Annotated in this window: 17 protein-coding genes; 5 read left to right on the top strand and 12 right to left on the bottom strand. The window is 64.0% G+C overall.

Translation table 11 applies throughout. The annotated features are described in order from the left end of the window. Nucleotides 1-17: 17 nt before the first annotated feature. The 5 genes from HV765_RS28230 to HV765_RS28210 form a co-directional block, all read right to left on the bottom strand. A complete protein-coding gene (locus HV765_RS28230) occupies nt 18-578 on the bottom strand; it encodes a YggT family protein (RefSeq protein WP_054427260.1) in 561 nt (186 codons plus the stop codon). A gap of 159 nt (nt 579-737) precedes the next feature. Then, nucleotides 738-1,496, bottom strand: coding sequence for a histone H1-like DNA-binding protein (locus HV765_RS28225; RefSeq protein ID WP_175171662.1), 759 nt, complete (start codon nt 1,494-1,496; stop codon nt 738-740). Nucleotides 1,497-1,843: 347 nt separating this feature from the next. Continuing rightward, nucleotides 1,844-3,040 carry a ribonucleotide-diphosphate reductase subunit beta gene (locus HV765_RS28220; protein ID WP_054427262.1) on the bottom strand — a complete coding sequence of 399 codons (1,197 nt, stop codon included), beginning with the start codon at nt 3,038-3,040 and terminating at the stop codon, nt 1,844-1,846. Nucleotides 3,041-3,059: 19 nt separating this feature from the next. After that, entirely contained in the window at nt 3,060-5,990 is a 2,931-nt protein-coding gene (locus HV765_RS28215) for a ribonucleoside-diphosphate reductase subunit alpha (protein ID WP_054427263.1), read from the bottom strand. 302 nt (nt 5,991-6,292) lie between these two features. Continuing rightward, nucleotides 6,293-9,799: an indolepyruvate ferredoxin oxidoreductase family protein gene (locus HV765_RS28210; protein ID WP_175171661.1), complete on the bottom strand. Its 3,507-nt coding sequence runs from the start codon at nt 9,797-9,799 to the stop codon at nt 6,293-6,295. A gap of 130 nt (nt 9,800-9,929) precedes the next feature. Here HV765_RS28210 and HV765_RS28205 point away from each other — a divergent pair, with 130 nt between their 5' ends. Further along, nucleotides 9,930-10,379 carry an Lrp/AsnC family transcriptional regulator gene (locus tag HV765_RS28205; RefSeq protein WP_006217287.1) on the top strand — a complete coding sequence of 150 codons (450 nt, stop codon included), beginning with the start codon at nt 9,930-9,932 and terminating at the stop codon, nt 10,377-10,379. 125 nt (nt 10,380-10,504) lie between these two features. Here the strand turns inward: HV765_RS28205 and HV765_RS28200 are convergent, their stop codons facing one another. Together HV765_RS28200 and HV765_RS28195 are read right to left on the bottom strand one after the other, a co-directional pair. After that, nucleotides 10,505-11,470 carry a Bug family tripartite tricarboxylate transporter substrate binding protein gene (locus HV765_RS28200; protein WP_175171660.1) on the bottom strand — a complete coding sequence of 322 codons (966 nt, stop codon included), beginning with the start codon at nt 11,468-11,470 and terminating at the stop codon, nt 10,505-10,507. A gap of 114 nt (nt 11,471-11,584) precedes the next feature. Further along, nucleotides 11,585-12,448, bottom strand: coding sequence for an alpha/beta hydrolase (locus HV765_RS28195; RefSeq protein ID WP_175171659.1), 864 nt, complete (start codon nt 12,446-12,448; stop codon nt 11,585-11,587). 96 nt (nt 12,449-12,544) lie between these two features. Here HV765_RS28195 and HV765_RS28190 point away from each other — a divergent pair, with 96 nt between their 5' ends. From HV765_RS28190 to HV765_RS28180, 3 genes are all read left to right on the top strand, one after another. Next, entirely contained in the window at nt 12,545-13,444 is a 900-nt protein-coding gene (locus HV765_RS28190) for a LysR family transcriptional regulator (protein WP_175171658.1), read from the top strand. Nucleotides 13,445-13,633: 189 nt separating this feature from the next. Beyond that, nucleotides 13,634-14,140: a hypothetical protein gene (locus HV765_RS28185; protein WP_054427268.1), complete on the top strand. Its 507-nt coding sequence runs from the start codon at nt 13,634-13,636 to the stop codon at nt 14,138-14,140. Nucleotides 14,141-14,281: 141 nt separating this feature from the next. Next, nucleotides 14,282-15,481 carry an MFS transporter gene (locus tag HV765_RS28180; protein WP_175171657.1) on the top strand — a complete coding sequence of 400 codons (1,200 nt, stop codon included), beginning with the start codon at nt 14,282-14,284 and terminating at the stop codon, nt 15,479-15,481. Between the two features lie 102 nt (nt 15,482-15,583). On the opposite strand, the gene gltX is transcribed toward HV765_RS28180, so the two are convergent. Next, nucleotides 15,584-16,990, bottom strand: a complete 1,407-nt coding sequence (gltX, locus tag HV765_RS28175; protein WP_054427269.1) for a glutamate--tRNA ligase — start codon at nt 16,988-16,990, stop codon at nt 15,584-15,586. A gap of 118 nt (nt 16,991-17,108) precedes the next feature. On the opposite strand from gltX, the gene HV765_RS28170 reads away from it, so the two are divergent. After that, the gene (locus HV765_RS28170; protein ID WP_054427270.1) at nt 17,109-19,550 is read left to right on the top strand and encodes a bifunctional acetate--CoA ligase family protein/GNAT family N-acetyltransferase; all 2,442 of its coding nucleotides are present in this window, start codon (nt 17,109-17,111) and stop codon (nt 19,548-19,550) included. Nucleotides 19,551-19,651: 101 nt separating this feature from the next. On the opposite strand, the gene HV765_RS28165 is transcribed toward HV765_RS28170, so the two are convergent. The 4 genes from HV765_RS28165 to HV765_RS28150 are packed head-to-tail and all read right to left on the bottom strand — an operon-like array spanning nt 19,652 to nt 23,010. Next, a complete protein-coding gene (locus tag HV765_RS28165; RefSeq protein WP_054427271.1) occupies nt 19,652-20,344 on the bottom strand; it encodes a cysteine hydrolase family protein in 693 nt (230 codons plus the stop codon). Nucleotides 20,345-20,353: 9 nt separating this feature from the next. Then, nucleotides 20,354-21,190 carry an ABC transporter permease gene (locus HV765_RS28160; protein ID WP_175171656.1) on the bottom strand — a complete coding sequence of 279 codons (837 nt, stop codon included), beginning with the start codon at nt 21,188-21,190 and terminating at the stop codon, nt 20,354-20,356. A gap of 3 nt (nt 21,191-21,193) precedes the next feature. Next, nucleotides 21,194-22,006, bottom strand: a complete 813-nt coding sequence (locus HV765_RS28155; protein ID WP_054427273.1) for an ABC transporter ATP-binding protein — start codon at nt 22,004-22,006, stop codon at nt 21,194-21,196. Continuing rightward, entirely contained in the window at nt 22,006-23,010 is a 1,005-nt protein-coding gene (locus HV765_RS28150; protein ID WP_054427274.1) for an ABC transporter substrate-binding protein, read from the bottom strand. Before HV765_RS28150 ends, HV765_RS28155 begins: the two co-directional genes overlap by 1 nt. Between the last annotated feature and the right edge of the window lie 194 nt (nt 23,011-23,204).

The raw sequence follows: 23,204 nt of genomic DNA, 5'->3' as shown, positions 1-23,204 counted from the left end.
CGCGATGCCCCGCACTTTCACAGACCGATCATGCGCTGGCTGACATTAGCCAGCACCATCAGCAGCACTTGCGCCAGAATCAGCAGCACCAGCGGCGAGAAGTCGATGGTGGTGCGCGGCAACAGGCGGCGGATGGGGTCCAGCATGGGCGCGGTCAGCGCTTGCAGCAGCGGCATCATGGGCGCCATCGGGTTGACCCACGACAGCACGGCCTGAATCAGCGTCAGCCACACCACCAGATTCAATGCCCATTTGATCGCCATGATCAGTGCCGAGCCCATTGCGGCGGGCAGCAACTGGGCAGGAATCAGCGCGCCCAATGCGACGAGCCAGATCAGCACGATGTAGAGCAGCGCGGCCAGCCACGTGGCGACAAGGCTCGTCCAATCAATCTTGTTGCCGGCGGGGATGATCTTGCGCAGCGGCCCGACCAGCCAGTTGGTGGCTTGGTAGACGGCGCGCGCCAGCGGGTTAAAGGGCGGAAGGCGGATCGCGTGCATCCAGGCGCGGGCAATCAATGCCGCGCCAAACAGCGTGAACACGATTTCGAGAAGGAAGCGGAAGATATCACCGAGCATGGACGCGATCACCGAAAAAATAAGGAATCAATTGTCGCATGGTGGCGCAAGTTTATTGCCGCCGCATTTTGCATGCGCATCGTCCGAATGGACGAGCGCAAAAAAGCCGCCCGGCTAGCCGGGCGGCTCTAGTGAAGCTAGTGCTTCGAACCGTCCTGATTACGGACGGCCACCCGTCGGGAACGGCCACGACGCGGCGGGATTCAGCGCGGTCTTCGCGCCCGGGGCAGCAGCCGTGGACGGCGGCGTGGCGGGCTTCTTCGGAGCGGCTTTCTTCGCAGCGGGCTTCTTGGCGGCGGCGGGCTTGGCAGCAGCAGCCGGCTTGGCGGCAGCAGGAGCCTTCTTCGCAGCCGGAGCCTTCTTGGCTACAGCTTTCTTGGCGGCAGGAGCCTTTTTGGCGGCAGGCGCCTTCTTGGCTACGGCTTTCTTGGCAGCGGGGGCCTTCTTGGCAACTGCCTTTTTGGCAACAGCCTTCTTGGCGACGGCCTTCTTGGCAACAGCCTTCTTGGCTACTGCTTTCTTGGCTACGGCCTTCTTGGCTACGGCTTTCTTGGCAACGGCCTTCTTAGCAACGGCTTTCTTGGCAACCGCCTTCTTGGCGACAACCTTCTTGGCTACTGCTTTCTTGGCAACCGCCTTCTTGGCGACAACCTTCTTGGCTACCGCTTTCTTAGCGACGGCCTTCTTGGCGACGGCCTTCTTGGCTACCGCTTTCTTAGCGACAACCTTCTTGGCGGCTGCCGGCTTCTTCGCGGCAACCTTCTTCACTGCCGGCTTTTTGGCGGCGGCGACTTTCTTCACAGCTACCTTCTTGACAGCGGCTTTCTTGGCCGGTGCGGCCTTCTTCGCGACTGCCTTCTTGGCGGCGGCGGGCTTCTTCACCGCTGCTTTCTTTACGGCTTTCTTGGCTGTTGCCATGGTCATGCTCCTTAGGTTCAGGGGTCCCAGAACTTAAACCCGTGCCCCGACTCGCCAACAAGGCGAACCGTGCCCGGGCTATTCATCGGCGCATGCCGCTGTTCTGTGCGAGCAACAGCTACTACGGTTTGCGCTAATGAATTCGGCACAGCCATTTGATATGGCCCCCGCTCCTTTGGCGCGAGCCATTTCAAATGGCGCCGGTCGCAGCCTGATCACAGGCCGCCGACCGCTTGTTCTACGTGTTCGAAAACACCCTGACCGGGAAGAGCGTCATCAAGCCTGTCGCGAACGCAACGCTTCTTGAATCTGAAGCGTGCCCGCGCCGGGCCTGATGACGTACTGCTTTACTCCCAGCTCAGCGTGCCACCGGTTTGGTATTCGATCACGCGAGTTTCAAAAAAGTTGCGTTCCTTTTTCAGATCGATCATTTCCGCCATCCACGGGAAGGGATTTTCTTCCTGCGGGTACAGCGGTTCGATACCGATTTGCTGGCAACGACGGTTGGCGATGAAGCGCAGGTAGGATTTGAACATAGGTGCGTTCAAGCCCAACACGCCGCGCGGCATCGTGTCTTCGGCGTAAGCGTATTCGAGTTCGACCGCTTTGCGGAAGAGTTCTCGAATTTCTTCGCGGAATTCCGGCGTCCACAGATGCGGATTTTCCAGTTTGACGGTGTTGATCAGGTCGATGCCGAAGTTGCAGTGCATGGATTCATCGCGAAGGATGTACATGTACTGTTCGGCCGCGCCGGTCATCTTGTTCTGGCGGCCCAGCGCCAGGATCTGCGTGAAGCCCACGTAGAAGAACAAGCCTTCCATCAAGCATGCGAAAACGATCAGCGACTTCAACAGCGTCTGATCAGCTTCGGGCGTGCCCGTCTTGAAGTGGGGGTCCGCGATCGCGTCGATGAACGGGATCAGGAACTCGTCTTTGGCGCGGATGGACGGAACTTCGTTGTAAGCGTTGAAGATCTCGGCTTCGTCCAGGTCCAGGCTTTCGACGATGTATTGATAAGCGTGCGTGTGGATCGCTTCTTCGAACGCCTGGCGCAGCAGGAACTGGCGGCACTCAGGCGCCGTGATGTGGCGGTACGTGCCCAACACGATGTTGTTCGCGGCCAGCGAGTCGGCCGTGACGAAGAAACCCAGGTTGCGCTTGACGATGCGGCGCTCGTCCTCGGTGAGCCCGTTCGGGTTCTTCCAGAGGGCGATGTCGCGCGACATGTTGATCTCTTGCGGCATCCAGTGATTGGCGCACGTGGCCAAATACTTTTCCCACGCCCACTTGTACTTGAACGGCACAAGTTGATTGACGTCGGTTTCGCCGTTGATGATGCGCTTGTCGGCAACCTTCACACGTTGCGAGGTTGCGGCGCCGCTCGTGCTCAGACCCGCCGCGTGTTCAGGCGCGGCAGGCGTCGGCATGGCGGCGTCGCCAAATACACCGGTCGCAGCCCGGACGCCGGGTGCAGCCTGCCCGCCGCCCGCGGGGGCGGGGGATGCAGGTTGCGTTGCGATGGTGTCGTCTTCCCAATTAATCATTTCAATTCTCCGGAGGCGGTTATTGGCAGGCTTCGCACTCTTCGAAGCCGGCGTCGCCAGGCCTCATGGTGCAAACCGCCCCGAGAACTTCGGGTTCCGGCAAAGCAGGTGCAGCGCCCATCGCCGCAGCCGTGGATTGACCACCAGCAGTGACGGCATTCAATTCGCCGCCGCGGCCCGTGGACTTCTCGGCGCTGGTGGCGCCCAGGGTACGCAGGTAGTACGTCGTCTTCAGACCACGCAGCCATGCCAGCTTGTAGGTGTCATCCAGCTTCTTGCCGGATGCGCCCGACATGTAGATGTTCAGCGACTGAGCTTGATCGATCCACTTCTGACGGCGCGACGCGCATTCAACCAGCCAGCTCGGTTCGACTTCGAACGCAGTGGCGTAGAGTTCGCGGAGTTCGGAAGGTACGCGATCGATGCGGGACAGGCTGCCGTCGAAGTACTTGAGGTCGGCGACCATGACTTCGTCCCAGAGACCGAGTTTCTTCAGGTCACGCACGAGGTAATCGTTAACGACCGTGAACTCGCCGGAGAGATTCGATTTGACGTACAAGTTCTGGAAAGTAGGTTCGATGCACGCAGATACACCAATGATATTGGAAATAGTCGCGGTTGGGGCAATTGCAACGCAATTGGAGTTGCGCATGCCATGTTGTTTGATGCGCGCGCGCAACGTATCCCAATCGAGCGTGCTCGATTCATCAACTTCAACATGACCACCGCGCTCATCGCGCAGCATCTTCAACGTGTCTTGCGGCAAGATGCCACGCGACCACAACGAACCTTCATACGATTGATAACGGCCGCGCTCTTCAGCTAGCAGGCTCGATGCGAAGTACGCGTGATAGCACACGGCTTCCATCGAACGATCCGCGAATTCAACAGCGGCTTGCGATGCGTACGGCACGCGCATCATCTGCAGGCAATCCTGGAAGCCCATGATGCCCATGCCCACCGGACGATGGCGCGCGTTGGAATTGCGGGCCTTCTCGACGGCGTAGTAGTTGATGTCGATGACGTTGTCGAGCATGCGCATCGCGATGCTGACGGTGCGCTTGATCTTGTCGTGATCCAGCTCGAAACCGCCGCCGGCAGCCGGCTTCATGTGCGCGACCAGGTTCACGGAACCCAGGTTGCACACCGCGATTTCCGATTCGTTCGTGTTCAGCGTGATCTCGGTGCACAGGTTCGAGCTGTGAACCACACCCACGTGCTGCTGCGGCGAACGGATGTTGCACGGGTCCTTGAACGTGATCCACGGATGGCCGGTTTCGAACAGCATCGACAGCATCTTGCGCCACAGCGTCAGCGCCGGCATCTTCTTGTAGAGCGTCAGTTCGCCGTTGGCGACACGACGCTCGTAGCCCAGGTAGGCTTCTTCAAAAGCGCGGCCCACCTTGTCGTGCAGGTCGGGGCAGTCGGACGGCGAGAACAGCGTCCATTCGCCCGCTTCCATCACGCGCTTCATGAACAGATCGGGAATCCAGTTCGCCGTGTTCATGTCGTGCGTGCGGCGGCGCTCGTCGCCGGTGTTCTTGCGCAGTTCCAGGAATTCTTCGATGTCCAGGTGCCACGATTCCAGATACGTGCAGACCGCGCCCTTGCGCTTGCCGCCCTGGTTCACCGCAACGGCGGTGTCGTTGACGACCTTCAGGAACGGCACGACGCCCTGGCTTTCGCCGTTGGTGCCCTTGATGTGGCTGCGCAGCGCGCGCACCGGGGTCCAGTCGTTGCCCAGGCCGCCGGCGTACTTGGCCAGCAGCGCGTTTTCCTTGATGGCGTCGTAGATGCCTTCCAGATCGTCGGAGACGGTGGTCAGGTAGCACGACGACAGCTGCGAGTGCAGCGTGCCCGAGTTGAACAGCGTCGGCGTCGAGCTCATGAAGTCGAACGAGGACAGGATCTCGTAGAACTCGATGGCGCGCGTTTCGCGGTCAGCTTCGCGCAGCGCAAGGCCCATGGCCACGCGCATGAAGAACACCTGCGGCAGTTCGATGCGGGTGCCGCGGATGTGCAGGAAGTAGCGGTCGTACAGGGTCTGCAGGCCGAGGTAGCCGAATTGCAGATCGCGCTTGGCGTTCAGCGCCTTGCCCAGACGGGTCAGGTCATAGTTGGCCAGTTCGGGCGACAGCAGGCCGCCTTCGATACCGCGAGCGATGAACGTGGGGAAGTACTCGGCGTAACGCGCAACCATGCCGTCTTGCGAGACTTCTTCACCCAGCACTTCCTTGCGGATCGTGTGCAGCAACAGGCGAGCGGTGACCTGGCTGTAGGCCGGGTCCTTTTCGACCAGCGCGCGCGCCGACAGGATGGCGGACTTGAACACTTCGTCAACGGGGATGCCGTCGTACAGGTTCTTGACCGTTTCCTTCAGGATGGATTCGGTGTCGATGAATTCGGCCAGGCCTTCGCCAGCGGCGACGATGGTCGCGCGCAGTTCAGCCAGATCCAGCGGACGGCGCACGCCAGCGTCGGTCACGTTCAGCACGTGTTCCGCAGGCGCGGCAGCGGCCTTGTCCTGACCTTCGGCGGCAGCGGCGGCGGCGCGTTCTTGCGTGCGCTTCTCGCGGTACAGCACGTAGGCGCGGGCAACATCATGCTGGCCCGAGCGCATCAGCGCCAGTTCGACCTGGTCTTGAATGTCTTCAATATGGAAGGTGCCGCCATTGGGGCGGTTGCGCACCAGGGCGTTCACGGCCTGGCTGGTCAGGTTCTCGACCAGTTCACGCACCCGGGCGGACGCGGCGCCCTGGCCACCGTTTACGGCCAGGAAGGCCTTGGTCATGGCGATGGCGATCTTGCTGGGTTCAAACCCGACCACCGAGCCATTGCGGCGAATGATGTTGTAGCTGGCCCATTGCCCGCCATTGGCGTCGGCAGGGGAATCGGTTTGTGAGGGCGGCACGGCCGAAGGCCGGGTCACAGAGGCGATCGTAGTCTGCATGGAAGCTCCTGTGCGAAAACGCGTAGATAGCGACATGACGACGTCATGTCAGGTACGAATGTGGATCTTTTAGAGGGGGTCGGAACGCTTGGACGGACTAGTCCAAAAGGCGTGGCCGACGAGAATCAGCGCTTAGGCGACCACAACATATAGTGTAGCACCCCTCGTTGGACACTAATTCTAGTGATCGAGAACTACAGGGACAAGAAAAGATTATGACGATGCTCACAAAAGATTGTTACTAAATGCACTAGGCGCGCCCAGTAAGGCGCGCCTAGGACAGGACCGCTCAGAGCGAATGTTTATGCGGTTTTCCGCAGGGGCATGTCGCGCGGGGCCGGTGCCATATAGCTCTGCATCAATCGACCCAATTCCGTCCGATACTTCTCGACGTTCGAAGCCTTCACGTGACCGTAGCCACGGATGGTTTCTGCAAGGCCGGCGATTGTAGCCGCTTGTGCGAGCTTGTCTCGGGTCAACCCTACAAGCAGCTGGTCTATGGTCTGGCGGTACTCTTTGACGAGCGCGCGTTCCATCTTGCGTTCGGCGGTGTGGCCGAAGGGATCGAACCACGTGCCGCGCAACCCCTTCATGCGCGTCAGCAATTTCAGTGCCGTCATCGTGCGCGGGCCCAACGTCATCTTGCGCGGCACGCCGGTGCGCGGGTCCTTGCGGGCAAATATCGGCGGCGCCATATGAAAGCGCAGGCTGTAGTCGCCTTCGAACTGGCCCTTCAATTGCGCCTGGAAGTCGTCGCCGGTATAGAGGCGCGCCACTTCGTATTCGTCTTTGTAGGCCATCAGCTTGAACAGGCCGCGGGCCACCGCCATGGCCAGGCGCGGCGTCTTCGCGTCGGGCGCCAGTTCGCGTTCACGGGCCGCGATGGCTTCCACCACGTCCTGATATTCGCGGGCATAGTTCGCGTTTTGATACGCCGTCAGGTCCGCGATACGGCGCGCAACGGCGCGTTCGAAGGTCTCGGGCACGTGCAGCTGCACGACTTGTGCGCGCGGACGCAGCGCGCTGTCCAGCGCGTCGGGCTGATGCGCGGCCAGACGGCCGCTGTCGAACGCGGCCCGGTTGGCGGCCACCGCCACGCCATTCAATTCGATGGCGCGGTTGATGGCGGCTTGCGACAGCGGCACGCCGCCACGCTGCCACGCATAACCCAGCATGAACATGTTGGACAGGATGCTGTCGCCGAACAATGCCAGCGCGGCTTCGTGCGCATCGATGGCAGCCGTGTTGGCATCGCCCGCCGCATGGCGGATCTTGGCCAGCAGCGCTTCGGGGCGCATGGCGGCATCGGGGTTGCGCGTGAACTCGGACACGGGCGCCACATACGTGTTGACCGTGACCTGCGTGTGCCCGCGGCGCAGCGCACCGAGTGAATCCGGCGCAACAGAGGCCACCGGGTCGCACAGGATCGCGGCGTCGGCCTGTTGCCAATCCAACCGCACCGGGCCGGCCGAGGCGCCCGCAGGCGCCAGGCGGATGTGGCTGACGACCGTGCCGCCCTTTTGCGCCAGGCCCGTCAGGTCCAGCACCGCCGCAGACAGCCCTTCCAGATGCGCCGCCATCGACACGATGGCGCCGATGGTGATGACGCCGGTGCCGCCCATGCCCGCGACGAGCAGGCGGTAAGGCCGGTCAAGCGCGGGTGTCGCCGGCATCGGCAGTTGCTCGATCAGGCGTTGCAGACGTTCCTGATCGGTCTTGGGCGCCGCGCTTTTCCTGGGCTTGCCGCCCATGACGGACACAAAGCTCGGGCAGAAACCTTCCGCGCAGGAATAGTCCTTGTTGCAGCTGGACTGATCGATGGCGCGCTTGCGGCCATACGGCGTTTCCAGCGGCACCACCGACAGGCAGTTCGATTGCACGCCGCAATCGCCGCAGCCTTCGCAGACCGCGCTGTTGATCAGCATGCGGCGTGCCGGGTCCGGGAATTGGTTCTTCTTGCGGCGGCGGCGTTTTTCGGCGGCGCAGGTTTGATCGTGGATCAGCACGGTCACGCCGGGAATGTCGCGCAGCTCGCGTTGCAGCGCGTCCAGGTCGCGGCGATGGTGCACGTTGATGTTCGGACCCAGGTCCACGCCTTGGTATTTTTCAGGCTCGTCGCTGGTGACGACAATGCGCGCCACGTTTTCGCCACGCAGCTGCTGGCAAATCTGCGGCACCGAGATCGGCCCGTCTACAGGCTGCCCGCCCGTCATCGCCACCGCATCGTTGAACAGAATCTTGTAGGTGATGTTGGCGCGCGCGGCGACCGCTTGGCGGATCGCCAGATAACCCGAGTGGTAGTAGGTGCCTTCGCCCATGTTCTGGAAGATGTGCGGCATCTTCGTGTAGCGAGACAGGCCGATCCAGTCCACGCCTTCGCCGCCCATCTGCGTCAGGCCGCCGGTGTCGCGGTCCATCCAGGCAGCCATGTAGTGGCAGCCCACGCCCGACAGCGCCTGGCTGCCTTCGGGCACTTTGGTCGACGTGCTGTGCGGACAGCCCGAACAGAAATAGGGGCGGCGGCGCATGCCGTCGGCGTCGTTGGACAGCGCGGCCTGGCATTCGAACGCCGCCATGTCCGCCGCCAGCGGCAAGCCCGCGGTGCGCGTCAGCCAGCCGGCCAGCGGCTGCGCCAACAGCGACGGCCGCAACTGGCCTGCGGACGGCACCATCGTTTCACCGGCAAAGCCCTTCTTGCCGATGACGGATGGGCGCTCCGGCAGGTTGAACAACAGGTCCTTGATCTGGCTTTCGACCACCGCGCCTTTTTCTTCGATGACCAGGATGTGCGACAGGCCGCGCGCAAACTCCAGCAGCCGTTCGCCATCCAGCGGCCACGTCAGGCCCGGCTTGTAGATGCGCACGGGTGCGTTGGCGGTGACGGTGTCTACGCCCAATCGCGCCAGCGCTTCCATGGTGTCCAGATGCGCCTTGCCCACCGTCACGATCCCCACGGTGGCGCGGGGTGCGGGACAGGTCAGGCGGTCGATGCTGTGGCGGCGCGCAAACGCAGCCACGGCCTTCATGCGCAGGTTCATGCGCGTCTCGACAGCCAGCGACAGGAAATCGCGCGCGGAATACTCCAGCGATTCGGGCGGCATGTCCGGGTCGGCGGGCATGTCGTAGTGCTGAACGGCGGCGGGCGTGAACGAGTGGCCGCTTTCGATGGTCTCGGACACGGCCTTGAAGGCGACCCAGGTGCCGGAATAGCGCGACAGCGCCCAAGCCCATAGCGCGAACGTTTCGTACTCGTCGATGGACGTCGGATGCACGATCGGCATCTGCCAACCAATCAGTGACGCTTCACTGGCGTGCGGAATCGACGACGAGACGGCGGTGTGGTCATCGCCCACCACCACCAGCACGCCGCCATTGCGCGATGCGCCTGCGGCATTGCCGTGATGCAGCGCGTCGCCCGCGCGGTCCACACCCGGGCCCTTGCCGTACCACATGGCGAAGACGCCATCGACGTTGCGGTCGGCGCGCACGCCGGCCTGCTGCGTGCCCATGACGGCGGTGGCGGCCATGTCTTCGTTGATGCCGGGCAGGAACGAGATTTTGCTGGCGTCCAGCGCCTTCTTCGACTTCCACATCGCCATGTCGACGCCGCCCAGCGGCGAACCCCGGTAACCCGACACGAAGCCGGCGGTGTTCAGCCCGCGTTCGCGGTCGACGCGGGCCTGCGTGAGCATGATGCGGACGAGCGCTTGCGTCCCCGTCAGGAAGATGCGGCCGGACTCTCGGGTCAGGTTGTCGGCAAGCTGGTACTCAAGGTCCAGCTGGGGTTCGGGGGCGGGAGTGCCGTCCATAGTGAATGCTCCTGGTATTTCGCACCATGATAGGTTCGCGGGGCATCCGATTTATTGCGTTTTTGGATCGTGCTATCCCTATAATTCGCAATGAACATTTCGTGTTCGATAAAAACCAGGAGACAAAGCGATGGACAAGACCGATATCGGCATCCTCAAGGCCTTGCAAGAGGACGGCCGGGCCTCGGCGCAGCAACTGTCGGACAAGGTGGGCCTGTCGGCCGCCCCGGTGTGGCGGCGGGTGAAGGCGATGGAAGCCAGCGGGGTGATTCAGGGCTATAGCGCCCAGGTCGACCGCAGCAAGGTGGGGCTGGGCTGCATGTTTGCGCAGATCAGCCTGGAGCGGCATTCGTCGAACACGGTCGAGAACTTCGAGCGATCGGTGCGCGACGCGCCCGAGATCCTGGAGTGCTACGCGGTGACGGGCGATTCGGACTTTCTGTTGAAGATCCTGGTGGAAAGCCCCGAAGCGTATGACCGCTTCCTGCACCGGTTCCTGTTCAACATGCCGGGCATCCGCCAGACGCGCACCATCGTCGCGCTGCGCGAAATCAAGCACGAACAGCGTTTGCCGCTGTAACGCGCGCTGCCAAACGGCGCCGCCCGACGCCGTCCCCGCAAACAGACGCGCCCTCTATATATAGAGGGCGCGTGAAATCTTGCGAAAAGCGGCTGGTTGCCGGGGTGAAGCCCCCGGGTGGAAGGCTATTGGGGTTGTATGCCCGAAATGCGAATCCACTCCTTCCAGCGCGCCGTGTCTTCCTTCACGAACGCGTCAAAGCGCGCCACATCCATCGATTCCGGGGTCAGACCCAATGCGCGCAGCTTGCTGGCGGTGGCTTCATCTTTGACGGCCGCCTGCATGTGGGCGTTCATCTTTTCCACGATGTCGGCGGGCGTGCCGGCGGGCGCCGATAAGCCCAGCCATCCTGCGACGACGAAATCCGGGTAATAGCTCGCCATCGTCGGCACGCTGGGCCAGGCCGGATGCGGCTGGGCGCCCGTGACGGCAATGGGAATCAAGCCCTTGCCGTCGATCTGGCCCATGGCGGTCAGGTAGTCCACGAACGCAAAGCTGATCTGCTTGCCGCGCAGGTCGGTGATGATTTGCGTGATGTTCTTGTACGCCGCGCCGGTGATGTTGATGCCGGCGCGCTGCTTGAACAGTTCAGACGGCACTTGCGACGACGAGCTGTAGTAGCCGAAGAAGACCTCGCCGGGATGCGCGCGGGCGTAGTCCACCAGCTCCGGCACCGTGCGATACGGGCTGCCGGGGGCCACGACGCCCACCGTGCCGAAGGTGCCTAGCAAGCCGACTTGGCGAAAATCCTTCTGCGCGTCGTACGGCAGGCTCTTGTACAGGAACTGGTTCGCTGCATGCGTGGAGTTCGTCGACAGCAGGAACGTGTAGCCATCGGCGGCCGCATTTTTCGACGCATTGGTGCCGACGATGCCGCCTGCGCCGGGGCGGTCTTCGACCACAACCGTTTGCCCCGTCTTCGCGCCCAGGTACTGGGCGAACGTGCGCGCGGTCAGATCGGCTGCGCCGCCCGGTGCGGACGGCACGATGATCGTCACGGGCTTTTCGGGCCAGCCGGCGGCATGCGCCGACGCAGCCAGCATCAGGCCCGCAGTAAGCAGCGCCGGACGAAGGTGGCGGGAAATGGACATGCTTGTCTCCTGATGGCGCGCTTGCGCGGCATGCGGCGTGCGCGCTGTTGTCGTTGTTGAAATCGTGGTGGTGAGGGTGATGTTGTGCTTGTCGTGGTTCGGGATCGAACGGGCTCAGCCGAAGTGCTCTTGATGCCACGCCAGGATCGCGGCCGCGCTGACCTGCCAGTGGTCGGCATACATCATGCAGTGCGGTTGATCGGCAAGCACCTGATGCGAAAACCCGTAGCGGCGCGCAATCGCCTGATCCTGGCCAGGCGGATGGCGGTCGTGCGTGTCCAGGCCCGCTTCCAGGCACAGGCCGGGGGCGTTGATCGACTCGGCCTTGATCGCCACGCGCAGCAGGTAGCGGTCGTTCAACACCTGCGGGCTTTCGGCATTCAGGCGTTGCGACACGGCGCTGACGTCGCGGTTGGGCGTGGTGGCCAGAAAGCGCGCGCGGATTTCGGTTGCGGCGGGCGCGGCACGCGGCGTGTCAGCAGGCACCGGCGGCAGGCCGAGCGCGCCGGGCAGGTCACCGGGCGGGGACGGCGCCATCAGCACCACGCCGGCAACCGGGCGCGCTTGTGCGGCCAGCATGGCAGGCAAGGCGCCCATGCTGTGGCCGACGACCACGGTGGGGCGATCCAACACATCCAGCGCGCTGACCACGTCCTGACCCAAGTCCGCGATGGTCACGGACGGGAAGGCGGCGTCTTGCGGCAGCGCGCCGTGGCCGCGCAGATCAAGCGCCGCGCAGGCCAGGCCTGCTTTGGCGAAGTAGTCCAGATAGTGCGCGTAGCACCAGGCGCCGTGATACGCGCCCGGCACAAACAGCAGACCGGGCCTGCCGTCTTGCGGCGTCGCGCCGATTACCAGCCGGCCGCTGCCAGCGCGGCGAGTGGGCAACTGGTCGGCCAAGCTGAAATCCAGCGGGTCGATGGGTGGCGCGCCGGGGGCGGACGGCGTAGGGGCAAAGGCAGGGATAGGAGCATTCATCTTGCGGCCATGTTAAGTGCCGCCCTATGATCAGAAAACTTTATTTTTCCTATGAATCAATAAGGTTTCCAAATCACCCGCCGGCTGTCTTTACGCATGCGTTCGCTTCCCGATTTATCCATCACGCATTACCGGCACTTTTTGCTGGTGGCGGAACTGCGCAGCTTTCGCGCGGCGGCGGCTCGGGCGTTTCGCTCGCAACCGGCGTTGTCGTTGTCCATCCGTGAAATGGAGCAGCGCCTGGGCCAGCCGCTGTTTGAGCTTGGCAACCGCAATACGCTGACGCGCTTCGGGCAAGATTGCCTGCCATTGGCGCGCGAACTGGTCGAGCATCACGACCGCGTTGCGGGCGCGTTATCCGGCTTGGCCAATAACGGGGCCGGCACGTTGACGATGGCGTCAGTCGCCACGGTGGCCACGCACTGGCTGCCGGAGCTGGTGGGCGTCTATCGCGAACGCTATCCGGCGGTGGCGCTGCGCCTGTTCGATGACAACTCCGAAGGGGTCGAGCGCATGGTGCTGGCGGGCGAAGTGGAAATTGGTGTTTGCAGCCCGGTGCTACAGGACCGCCGGCTGACGTTCGAGCCGCTGCTGCGTGATGCATTTGGCCTGGTCTGCCATCGCGGCCATCCGTGGGCGGGACGCAAGTCTGTGACGTGGCGCGAGATCGCCGACTTGCCCTTGGTGGGCACCGTTGCCCACCGCCAATTGGCTGGCTACCCGCAAGCGGCGTTCATGATGGACCGGCAAGTGTTCGTGTCCAACATGATGTCGCTGCTGGCGATGCTGGAACGCGGCGTGGGCGTCACCGTGCTGGCGCGCTTGGGCGTGCCGCCAGACTCGCCGGAACTCGCGTTCGTGCCGTTGGCGCGGCCTCGCATCGAACGCGAATTGGGCATCACGCGGCTGGCCGGACGCAGCCTGTCGCCGGCTGCGGCGCGCATGGAAGAAATGCTGCGTGCAAAGGCGCTGCGCGGCGGACGCAGTGTCGTTTGAAACCAACGCATTCGTGCGTGTTCCGCGCCTAAAACAGGGGCTTTCAGGGCCCGACTGTTGCGCAATTGCACACCGCGCGGATCGTCGTTGATTCTTCCTTGGCGGCTCTTTAGAGTGCGTCATGTTTGCTGCGCGGAGGACGTGCCGGTGTGATCGGTGCGGCGCGTCGACAGACGTGTTGAGGAAGTCATGAGCAGTGTGTATTTGCGTTCGGCCGGCATCGCCTGCGCCGTACTTATTCTGGCCGGTTGCGTCGCCAGAAAGCCCGCCGTCATCACCGAGGCCCAGCCCGCGGAACCGCCCAAGCCGGTGGCCTGCGTGCCGGCCAAAAGCGGCGATCCCATGATCGGCACCTGGTTGTCGAACACGAAGCCGCGCGACGTCAGCGGCGACTTGCAATCGCTGACCGTGTTGTCCGCCGATGGCACGATGGCCTTCGAGTCGTTGTTGAAGATTGGCCGCAAGACGCGCCCCGCGTTGCGCGAGACCGGCTGTTGGACCGTGGCGGACGGCGTCTATACGATGCAGACCACGAAATCCGCCGGCGAGCCCGTAGACGCCAACGACCCCATCTACAAAAACCGCTACCGCGTTGAAAAGGTCGAGCAGGCCAAGCTGACGCTGCGCGAACTGAAAAGCGGCGGCCAGCTCGTGACCGCGCGCCGCATGCCCTCGGGCTACCGCTTGCCTTACTGACAGGCTGACGGTTCTACCGGTTGACCCCGTCGGTCGCGGTTGACCGTTGCGCCGGGCGGACACTCCGCCCGGCGGCTACACCAAGATGGCTGGGCTGCGGTAAGGTGCGGGCTTCGACTTTTGCCTAGCCGCCGGTTCCCCATGCCCGCCATGTCCTCTGAAGCACGCGCCATTGCGCTGCTTGCCCTGGCCGCTTTCGTCAGCGCCAGCGCGTTCCGTATCTGCGATCCCATGCTGCCGCAATTGGCGGCGGAATTCGGCACGACCACCGGCCAGGCTGCGCGCGCGGTGACGGCGTTTGCGGTGGCCTATGGCGTGCTGCAAATGTTCTTCGGGCCGGTGGGCGACCGCTACGGCAAGTTCCGGGTCGTCAGCGTCGCGACCGTGGCGTGTGCGCTGGGCAGCGCGGGCGCCGTGATGGCGGAATCCCTGGATGTGCTGGTGCTCTGCCGTGCGCTGTCGGGCGCGGCGGGGGCGGGCATCGTGCCGCTGTCCATGGCCTGGATCGGCGACAACGTGCCGTATGAACGCCGTCAGGCGACCTTGGCGCGCTTTTTGACCGGCACCATCCTGGGCATGTCGGCCGGCCAGTTGGCGGGCGGGCTGTTCGCCGACACCATCGGCTGGCGCTGGGCCTTTGCCGCGCTGGTTGTGGGCTATCTGACCGTGGGCGTGTTGCTGCATTTCGAAGTGCGGCGCCAGCGCGCGACCGGCTTTGGCCAGGTTGAAGCCGGCGCAGCCACGAAGGGTTTTGTTGCGCAGGCGCGGCTGGTGCTGGGCACGCCGTGGGCGCGCATCGTGCTGGCGACGGTCTTTGCCGAAGGCTTGCTGGTGTTCGGCGCCCTGGCATTCGCGCCGTCGTACCTGCACGAACGGTTCGACATTTCTCTGACCGCAGCGGGCGCGCTCGTTGCGGTGTATGCCGTAGGCGGCCTGATCTATACGGTGGTCGCCGGCCGCATCTTGAAGCGTTTGGGCGAACGCGGGCTGGCCATCGCGGGTGGCCTGGTGCTGAGCGTGGCGTTCCTGTCGTACTTGTTGGGGCCGGTCTGGATGTGGAGTTTGCTTGCCAGCGTGCTGGCGGGCTTCGGCTATTACCTGCTGCACGCAACCTTGCAGACGAACGCCACGCAGATGGTGCCGTCCGCGCGCGGCACGGCCGTGGCCTGGTTCGCGTCGTGCCTTTTCATGGGGCAGGCGGCCGGCGTGGCGTTGGCGGGGGCGGTGGTGGACGAGATTGGGGCGGCGGCCCTGTTTGGCGGATCAGCCGTGCTGCTGCCGTTGCTGGGCGCGTTCTTCGCGCGGGCGCTGAAGGTGCGGGCGGCCATGCAGCAAGCCTGAGGGCAGCGACTGGCGCCTTGCGTGCGCCCCAAAACACCGCGGGCCTTGTTCATCCATCGATGAACAAGGCCCGCGGGCTATGGGCTTCAGGCTGCTTGGACCTTAGATCGCCGCCAGGCGCGCCAGCACCGTCTGCTTGCCCAGCAAGGCCAGCACGGCGTCAACCGCCGGGGTTTGCGTCTGGCCGGTGACGGCCACGCGCAGCGGAATGGCCAGTTGCGGCATCTTCAAACCGCGATCCGCCAGCACCGCCTTGATCAGCGCCGACAGCGCTTCGCGGGTCCAGTCGGTGTCTTGCGCGCGCTGCGCAAAATCGGCCAGCGCTTCGCGCGCCGGGGCGGTCAGGTGCTGTTCGATCAGTTCCGGCGCGGCGGGCGCGAACGGGGCGCAGAACAGCATGGCGCCGTCGGCCAGTTGCTCAAGCGTTTCAGCGCGGTCTTTCAACAAGCCCATCACGCCCGGCAGATCAATCTTTTCCGGATGGCCGCCACGGTTCGCCACGCGCGGAGCCACGCGCTCTGCGAGTTCGGCGTTGTCCATCTGCTTGATGTAGTGGGCATTGACCCAGTTCAACTTCTTCGGGTCCCATTGCGACGCCGACTTCGACAGGTGCTTGGTATCAAACCAGGACACCAGCTGTTCGCGCGAGAAGAGTTCGTCGTCGCCGTGGCTCCAGCCCAGGCGGGCCAGGTAGTTGATCATGGCCTCGGGCAGATAGCCCTCGTTGTCGTACTCCATGACGTTGACCGCGCCGTGGCGCTTGGACAGCTTTTCGCCATCCGGACCCAGAATCATCGGCACATGGCCATATTCGGGCAGCGTCGCGCCCAGCGCGCGCAGGATGTTGATCTGGCGCGGGGTGTTGTTGACGTGGTCATCGCCGCGCAGGACGTGCGTGATGCCCATGTCCCAGTCGTCAACCACGACGCAGAAGTTGTACGTGGGCGTGCCGTCCGGGCGCGCGATGATCAGGTCGTCAAGTTCGGTGTTGTCGAAGCTGATCGTGCCCTTGACCATGTCGTTCCAGGACGTGGCGCCTTCTTGCGGATTCTTGAAACGCACGACGGGCTTGCGGCCTTCGGGGATGGCAGGCAGCGTCTTGCCGGCTTCCGGGCGCCAGGTGCCGTCGTAACGCGGCTTGTCGCCACGGGCGCGGGCGGCTTCGCGCATGGCTTCCACTTCTTCAGGCGAGCTGTAGCAGTGGTAAGCGGTGCCGGCGGCCAGCATCTGCGCAACCACTTCGCGGTAGCGGTCCATGCGCTGCATCTGATAGAAGGGGCCTTCGTCGGGCTGCATGCCCAGCCATTCCATGCTGTCCAGAATGGCCTGCACCGCTTCCGGCGTGGAGCGTTCGACGTCCGTGTCTTCAATGCGCAACACGAACGTGCCTTGATGGTGGCGCGCGAAGGCCCAGGAGAACAGCGCGGTGCGCGCGCCGCCCAAGTGCAGGAAACCCGTGGGCGAAGGCGCGAAACGGGTACGAATGGGGGAAGTGGCGTTGGAGGTCATAGGTGGCAATGATAGCGGCTGCGGCGCCACAAAGCGGCGTCGGGCAGGGTCCACATCAAGCGGACGGCGGGCTTGTCTTGTTACGATGAACGGTATTTTAGATTAGGGCGCACCCCCTATGCTGCGACACGCGCTTGCCCCGATGTTCGAACCCAGCTCGCTGGTGATCGTTGCCGACCGGCCCCTGCCGGCGACGGGGTCGCTATCGCCCGCTTTGAAGGCGAAAACCACAATCGTGGACTGTGAAGTCGGCGTCGCGCCCGAGCTGCCCGCCACGTTGGAAGGCCTGGCGGCGGGCGCCCGCCCTGATCTGGCCCTGGTTTGCGTGTCGCCCGCCGTGTTGCCGGAAACGCTGCGCCGGCTGTCGGCGCTGGCGCCAAGATCGGTCATCTTGTTGCCCCACCCTCTGCCTGACCCCTATCCGCGCGGCACCCTTGCGCTGTGCCGCGCCTGGGCCGAAGAGAACCGCTGCGAACTGCTGGGGCCGCGCTCGTTTGGCGCGCAGCGCCCGCACGCCGGCTTGAACTTCAGCCAGCATCCGGTGTTGGCGCGCGCGGGCCGGGTGGCGTTGCTGGCGCAATCGCGTTCAATCATGGCCGCGGTCATGGACTGGGCCGAAGACGTGCATATCGGCTTCTCTACCGCGGTGTCGCTGGGTGACGAGGCGGTGGTGGGCTTGTCCAAAGTGCTGGACTACCTGGCCAGCGATCCGCGCACCGACAGCATCGTGCTGTATCTGGAAGACGTGGGCCCGGCGCGCGAATTCATGAGCACGCTGCGCGCCGCAGCCAGCGTCAAACCCGTCATTGTGCTGAAGGCCGGGCGGTCAGACGCCGACGGCGCCGACGCCATCTTCGACGCCGCCTTGCGGCGCGCGGGCGCCGTGCGCGTGCGCTACTTCGTGCAGCTGTTCTCGGCGGTGAAGGTGCTGGGCTACACGCGGCGTCCGAAAGGTCAGCGCGTGGCGCTGATCTCAAACGGCAGCGGCCCGCCGCAATTGGCCATGGACTTGATCGGCCCCGACGCCGCCGTGCAGCGCGCCGACCTTGCACCCGCCACGCGGCGCGCGCTTGAAGCCATGTTGGAGCCGGACGCCGCCGTCGCCAACCCGGTCATCACCTATACGCCGCTGACGCCGGAACGCATCCGCACCATTCTTGAGGCCGTGCTGGATGACACGGGCGTGGATGGCGTGCTGGTGCTGCTGGCGCCCGACGCGCTGTCTGACATGCCCGCCGTCGCGCGCGAGCTGGCGCAGATTGCACCCAAGGCGAAGAAGCCCGTCGTCACCTGCTTCATGGGCGACGCCGGCATGCGGCCCTTGCGGCGCATGCTGGACGACGCGGGCACGTCTGCGTTTCGCACGCCGGAGTCCGCCGCGGATGCGTTCGGCGTGTTGGCGTCTCACCATTACAACCAGCAGCTGCTGTTGCAGACGCAGCCGCAAGAGCCGCCCACGCATGTGCCCGACCTGGCCGCCGCCCGCGAGCTGATCGCGCGCGTGCGCGCTGACTGCCGGCGCGAGTTGAATACATCAGAAATCCGGACCTTGCTGAGCCTGTTCTACGTGCCGCTGCGCGACATGCCGGTGGACGTGGCGTCGGTGGAACCCGAATCCCGTCCCATGGCGATCCGCGTGCGGCGTGATCCGCAGTTCGGGCCGGTCGTGCGCTTTGGCGCGGGTGGCCCCGACGCGGTGCTGTCCGTGGCTGATCGCGGTATGGACCTGCCGCCGCTTAATGGCTTCCTGGCCCGTCAGCTGATTGAACGCAGCCGGCTGTGGCGCCGGGTGCTGGCGCCGCGAGTCGGCCACATGGCGGCCGAATCGCTGCAACAGGCGGTGGTGCTGGTGTCGGAAATGGTGTCGGAATTGCCCGACATCGAATCGCTGGACATCGACCCGCTCTACGCCGGTGAAGCGCATCTGCGCGCGGGTGGCCTGCGCATGACGCTGACCGAAACGCCGGGCTGTGAAACGCCGCAGACGTCGGGCTATCCGCATATGGCGATACACCCGTACCCCACGCGTCTGGTGCAGGTGCGTCGCTTCAACGACGGCATCCCGTGGGTGCTGCGCCCGATCCGCCCTGAAGACGGCGAGGCCTTGCAGGAATTCATTCGTGGCTTGTCGGAACGGTCACGCTACATGCGCTTCGTGTCGATGATGCGCGAGCTGACGCCGCGCATGGTGTCTCGCTACACGCAGGTGGACTATCACCGCGAGCTGGCGCTGGTGGCGGCCACGCAGGTGCCCAACCCGGCCAACCGCGGGCATCCGCGCGAGGTCATCGTGGGGTTTGCGCACTACCTGCGCAACCCCGACGGGCGCGGGGCGGAATACGCGCTGGTGATTGGCGACGACTGGCAGCGGCGCGGCCTGGGCCATCAGCTGATGACGGCGTTGATCGACGCGGCGCGCGAGCAGGGGCTGGAATATATCGATGGCCTGGTGCTGTCGACCAACCGGCCCATGCTGTCGCTGATGACACGTCTGGGCTTCACTAACGACGCAGATCCGGAAGACCCGACGATGCGCCGGGTCTGGTTGAATCTGGCTTGAGGCGGCTCGACAAGGCCGGGCCCGGCTTGGCCCGACGCGGCTCGGCCCGGTCCGGCCTGACCGCGGCTTGGCCTAGCGCCTCCCGATCTGACGCGGCCTGTTCAGGCGGTTTTTCTGGCCGCCTGCGCGGGCGTCAGGCGTGATGTCACTTCGTCCACCGACAGCACGTCGCCAAAGAAAAGCATCCATCCATGCAGGGAATGCTCGTGCTCGGCCGGGGTTACGGCGGCCAGCGCGTCGTCGACCATGATGGTGCGGAAGTCGCGCATCATCGCATCGCGCGCCGTGGATTCGCAGCAGACGTTGGTGACAGTGCCGGCAATCAGCAGCGTGTCTACACCCAGCCCGCGCAGCAGCGGTTCCAGCTCGGATGAACCCGGCGCCATCGCGCTGTAGAAGCGCTTCACCACGCGCAAGTCCGATTCCTGTGCATGCAGGTCAGGATGCAGCTGAAAGCCCGGGGAATCGCGGCGCAGCGTTTCCAGCCGGCGCGCACTGCGCTCCGGCGTCAGCATCACGCCATGGTGATGCGACCAGAACGCATCGGCGTTGTCCGACGCCGTCTGTATCCAGACGACCACGCCGCCCGCCGCGCGCACGGCGTCGCACAGGCGGTTCACCGGCGTGATGATTTCGCGGGCCGGCGCGCATTCCCCCTGGTAACCCGGCAGCGTGAAGTACTGCTGCATGTCCACCACGACCACCGCGGTGCGAGCCGCGGGCAGTTCGTCGTACGGATGCAGGCAGCCCTGCCGGGCCACCACGCGGTCTTGTACCCATTGCGGAAATTGCATGTCGATTCCTTATCCGTAGCGCCGCGCCACGGCGGCTTCGATGCGGTAGATGATCAGGTACATCACGCTGGAGATCAGCGCCAGCATGGCGATGGCCGTCATGACGATGTTCAGCTTGAATACCTGGCTGCCGTTCATGATCAAAAAGCCCAGGCCGGAATCCGCCGACTGGAATTCGCCCACGATAACGCCCACCAGCGCCAGGCCGATGTTCATCTTCACGGCCGCGATCAACGTGGGCACGCTGCCCGGCAGCACCACTTTGGTCAGCACTTGCCAGCGGTTGGCGCCGAAGGTGTGGGCAAGTTTCACCTTGTTCAGGTCGATACCGCGAAAGCCCGCGTACACGACCATGATCGTGACGAACACCGCGATGGCGACCGCCATGCCGTACACCGCGTAGTCCGAGCCCAGCCACAGATAAAAGATCGGCACGAAGGCGATCTTGGGCATGGCGTTGGCCACGACCAGGAAGGGGTCCAGCACCTTGTACAGAAAGTCCGACCACCACAATGCGGCCGCCACCACGATGCCGATCGCCATGCTCAGCGTGAAGCCGACCAGCGTGGCCGACAGCGTCGTCATGATGTGCTTGGCCAGATTGCCGTGGTTCCACAATTCGATGAACGTGGGCCACAGCGCGCTGGGGTAGCTCGTCAACAGCGGGTTCAGGATGTGCATGCGCGGCAGGATTTCCCAGGCGCACAGAAAAGCCACCATCAGCAGCGCCTGCGTCAGGCGGATGTTGCGTTTGCGGGCGCGGTCGCGGCGCAGGTAGTCCAGATATTTTTCACTGGGCGCACGCACGGCGCGCAAGGGAACGGTGTTGGCGATGGGCGCATTCATGGGTCAACCCTCCACGTGGACGTCCAGCTCGTCCCACAGCTGTTTGAAGTAAGCATTGAATTCCGGACGCGAGCGCGCCTGGAAGGGCGTGGGCCGCGCGCCGTCACCATAGTGGATGCGGTACTGGCTTTTCAGCCGCCCCGGCCGGCGCGACAGCACGATGACGCGGTCCGTCATGGCAATGGCTTCGCCGATGTCGTGCGTGACCAGCACCACGGTCTTGCCTTCGCGGCGCAGAATGTCCACCACTTCATCCGAGATCGCCAGCCGCGTCTGTGAATCCAGCGCCGAGAAGGGCTCGTCCAGCAGAATCACGTCGGGCTCGGTCACCAGCGTGCGCGCCAGCGCCGCGCGCTGCCGCATGCCGCCCGACAACTGGCGCGGCGTATGCGTCAGGAAGGCGCCCAGCCCGCATTTTTCCAGCAGGTGCACGGCGCGCGCCTCGCTGCGCGCATCGCGTCTGCCCTGGATTTCGGCGCCCAGCATCACGTTGTCCAGGATGGTTCGCCATTCGAAAAGATAATCTTGCTGCAGCATGTAGCCGATGCGCGGGTTGGGCTTCGTCACGCCCTGGCCGTCGATCATCACGGCGCCTGATGTGGGCGGAATCAACCCGGCAATCAGCGACAGCAAGGTGCTCTTGCCACAGCCGCTTTGGCCAATCAGGCTGACGAATTCCCCCGGCGCCAACGTGAACGACACGTTCGACAGCGCTTCGGTTTCGCCTTCCGTCGTGAAGTACGACAGGCATACGTCGCGCAGCTCGATCTTCGCCGTGGCGGCGGCCGGCTTCAGGTTATGGATGGCGGCGCCCATTACTGCACCTTCTTGGCAAAATCAGCCACCACCACGTCTTCATACTTCACGCGGGCGGAGTCCTTCATGACGGCGCTGGCGATCAGCATGTCTTGCAGCTTGTTCATCGCCTCGGCGGTGACCAGCGGCGACGTCTTCCAGATTTGATATTGCTTGTAGCGGTCGATGGCTTCCGTTATCGCGCCCTGGTCCATGCCGGGAAAGAACGTCATGATCTGCGGGGCGAGCGTGGCGGCCGGCGTGTCCTTCACGTATTTCTCGGCGCGCGCCACTACATCGGTCCAGGCCTGAATCACCTTGGGGTTGTCGCGGATGTATTTGTCGGTGGAGGTGAAGACGGTGTAGTCCACCTGGCCGACTTCATGGCCCACCGAGGCCACGATGTAGCCTTTGCCGTTGCGCACCAGTTCGCCGGCTTCGGGTTCCAGGAAGATGCCGTATTCACCCTGGCCTGCCATCCACGCGCCTGCGCGCGCCGGAATGCCGATGTTGTTCAGCAGCTTGACGTCTTTCTGCGGGTCCAGCCCATGCTTGCGCAGCGCGGTTTCCAGGAACACGATCGGGTTGGACCCGGGGCGAAAGCCGATGACTTCCTTGCCCTTGAGCATGGACCAGTCAAACTTGTCGATGGGTTTGCGCGCCAGCAGGAAGAAGCCGTCGGTCGCGGTCAGCCCGGCAAAGATTTTCGGTTTGACGGGCGATTCGCTGTTCTGCACATAGATGGAAGCCTCGGGGCCGATCAGCACGATGTCGGCGCTGCCCGACAGCAGGGCGGTCATGCCCTTGTCGGTGCCTTGTGACGTCTTCATGGACACGTCCAGCCCGGCGTCCTTGAAGTAGCCCTGCGACAGGGCCACGTATTTCGGCACGTATAGAACGGAACGCACGACTTCTTCGTAGCGGACCTTCACGGGGGGATTCAGGGCTTCGGCCTGGGCGGCCAGCGGAGCAAGCAGCGCAAGCAGCGCTGCGCCCGCCAAGCGGGGCAGTGGCAAGGATTTCACGGGACTTTCTCCTGCGTCTTGTATGGCACGCCGAAACCCGGCGCAGCAAGGCCAAAGGGATGGAATCGACAACAACAACAGGGAAGCCCGAACGTGTGCTGCCCGGGCCGATAAGGCATGGATCGAATACTATATTCAACACAAATGGGCGGCAAGCATTTTGCGATTGGCGTTTTTCTCTATGGACGAGCGCC

It is taken from the genome of Achromobacter kerstersii, assembly GCF_902859595.1.
GTDB lineage: Bacteria > Pseudomonadota > Gammaproteobacteria > Burkholderiales > Burkholderiaceae_B > Achromobacter > Achromobacter kerstersii.
Note: the sequence above shows the minus strand (reverse complement) of the source record. Positions and strands in the feature narration are given on the sequence as shown.

Excerpts from the sequence above, each read along its gene's own strand:
- HV765_RS28230 (WP_054427260.1), bottom strand. The coding sequence starts at position 578 with ATGCTCGGTGATATCTTCCGCTTCCTTCTCGAAATCGTGTTCACGCTG.
- HV765_RS28195 (WP_175171659.1), bottom strand. The coding sequence starts at position 12,448 with ATGAATGCTCCTATCCCTGCCTTTGCCCCTACGCCGTCCGCCCCCGGC.
- HV765_RS28190 (WP_175171658.1), top strand. The coding sequence starts at position 12,545 with ATGCGTTCGCTTCCCGATTTATCCATCACGCATTACCGGCACTTTTTG.
- HV765_RS28225 (WP_175171662.1), bottom strand. The coding sequence starts at position 1,496 with ATGGCAACAGCCAAGAAAGCCGTAAAGAAAGCAGCGGTGAAGAAGCCC.
- HV765_RS28155 (WP_054427273.1), bottom strand. The coding sequence starts at position 22,006 with ATGGGCGCCGCCATCCATAACCTGAAGCCGGCCGCCGCCACGGCGAAG.
- HV765_RS28210 (WP_175171661.1), bottom strand. The coding sequence starts at position 9,799 with ATGGACGGCACTCCCGCCCCCGAACCCCAGCTGGACCTTGAGTACCAG.
- HV765_RS28180 (WP_175171657.1), top strand. The coding sequence starts at position 14,282 with ATGCCCGCCATGTCCTCTGAAGCACGCGCCATTGCGCTGCTTGCCCTG.
- gltX (WP_054427269.1), bottom strand. The coding sequence starts at position 16,990 with ATGACCTCCAACGCCACTTCCCCCATTCGTACCCGTTTCGCGCCTTCG.
- HV765_RS28200 (WP_175171660.1), bottom strand. The coding sequence starts at position 11,470 with ATGTCCATTTCCCGCCACCTTCGTCCGGCGCTGCTTACTGCGGGCCTG.
- HV765_RS28170 (WP_054427270.1), top strand. The coding sequence starts at position 17,109 with ATGCTGCGACACGCGCTTGCCCCGATGTTCGAACCCAGCTCGCTGGTG.
- HV765_RS28220 (WP_054427262.1), bottom strand. The coding sequence starts at position 3,040 with ATGATTAATTGGGAAGACGACACCATCGCAACGCAACCTGCATCCCCC.
- HV765_RS28205 (WP_006217287.1), top strand. The coding sequence starts at position 9,930 with ATGGACAAGACCGATATCGGCATCCTCAAGGCCTTGCAAGAGGACGGC.
- HV765_RS28185 (WP_054427268.1), top strand. The coding sequence starts at position 13,634 with ATGAGCAGTGTGTATTTGCGTTCGGCCGGCATCGCCTGCGCCGTACTT.
- HV765_RS28160 (WP_175171656.1), bottom strand. The coding sequence starts at position 21,190 with ATGAATGCGCCCATCGCCAACACCGTTCCCTTGCGCGCCGTGCGTGCG.
- HV765_RS28215 (WP_054427263.1), bottom strand. The coding sequence starts at position 5,990 with ATGCAGACTACGATCGCCTCTGTGACCCGGCCTTCGGCCGTGCCGCCC.
- HV765_RS28165 (WP_054427271.1), bottom strand. The coding sequence starts at position 20,344 with ATGCAATTTCCGCAATGGGTACAAGACCGCGTGGTGGCCCGGCAGGGC.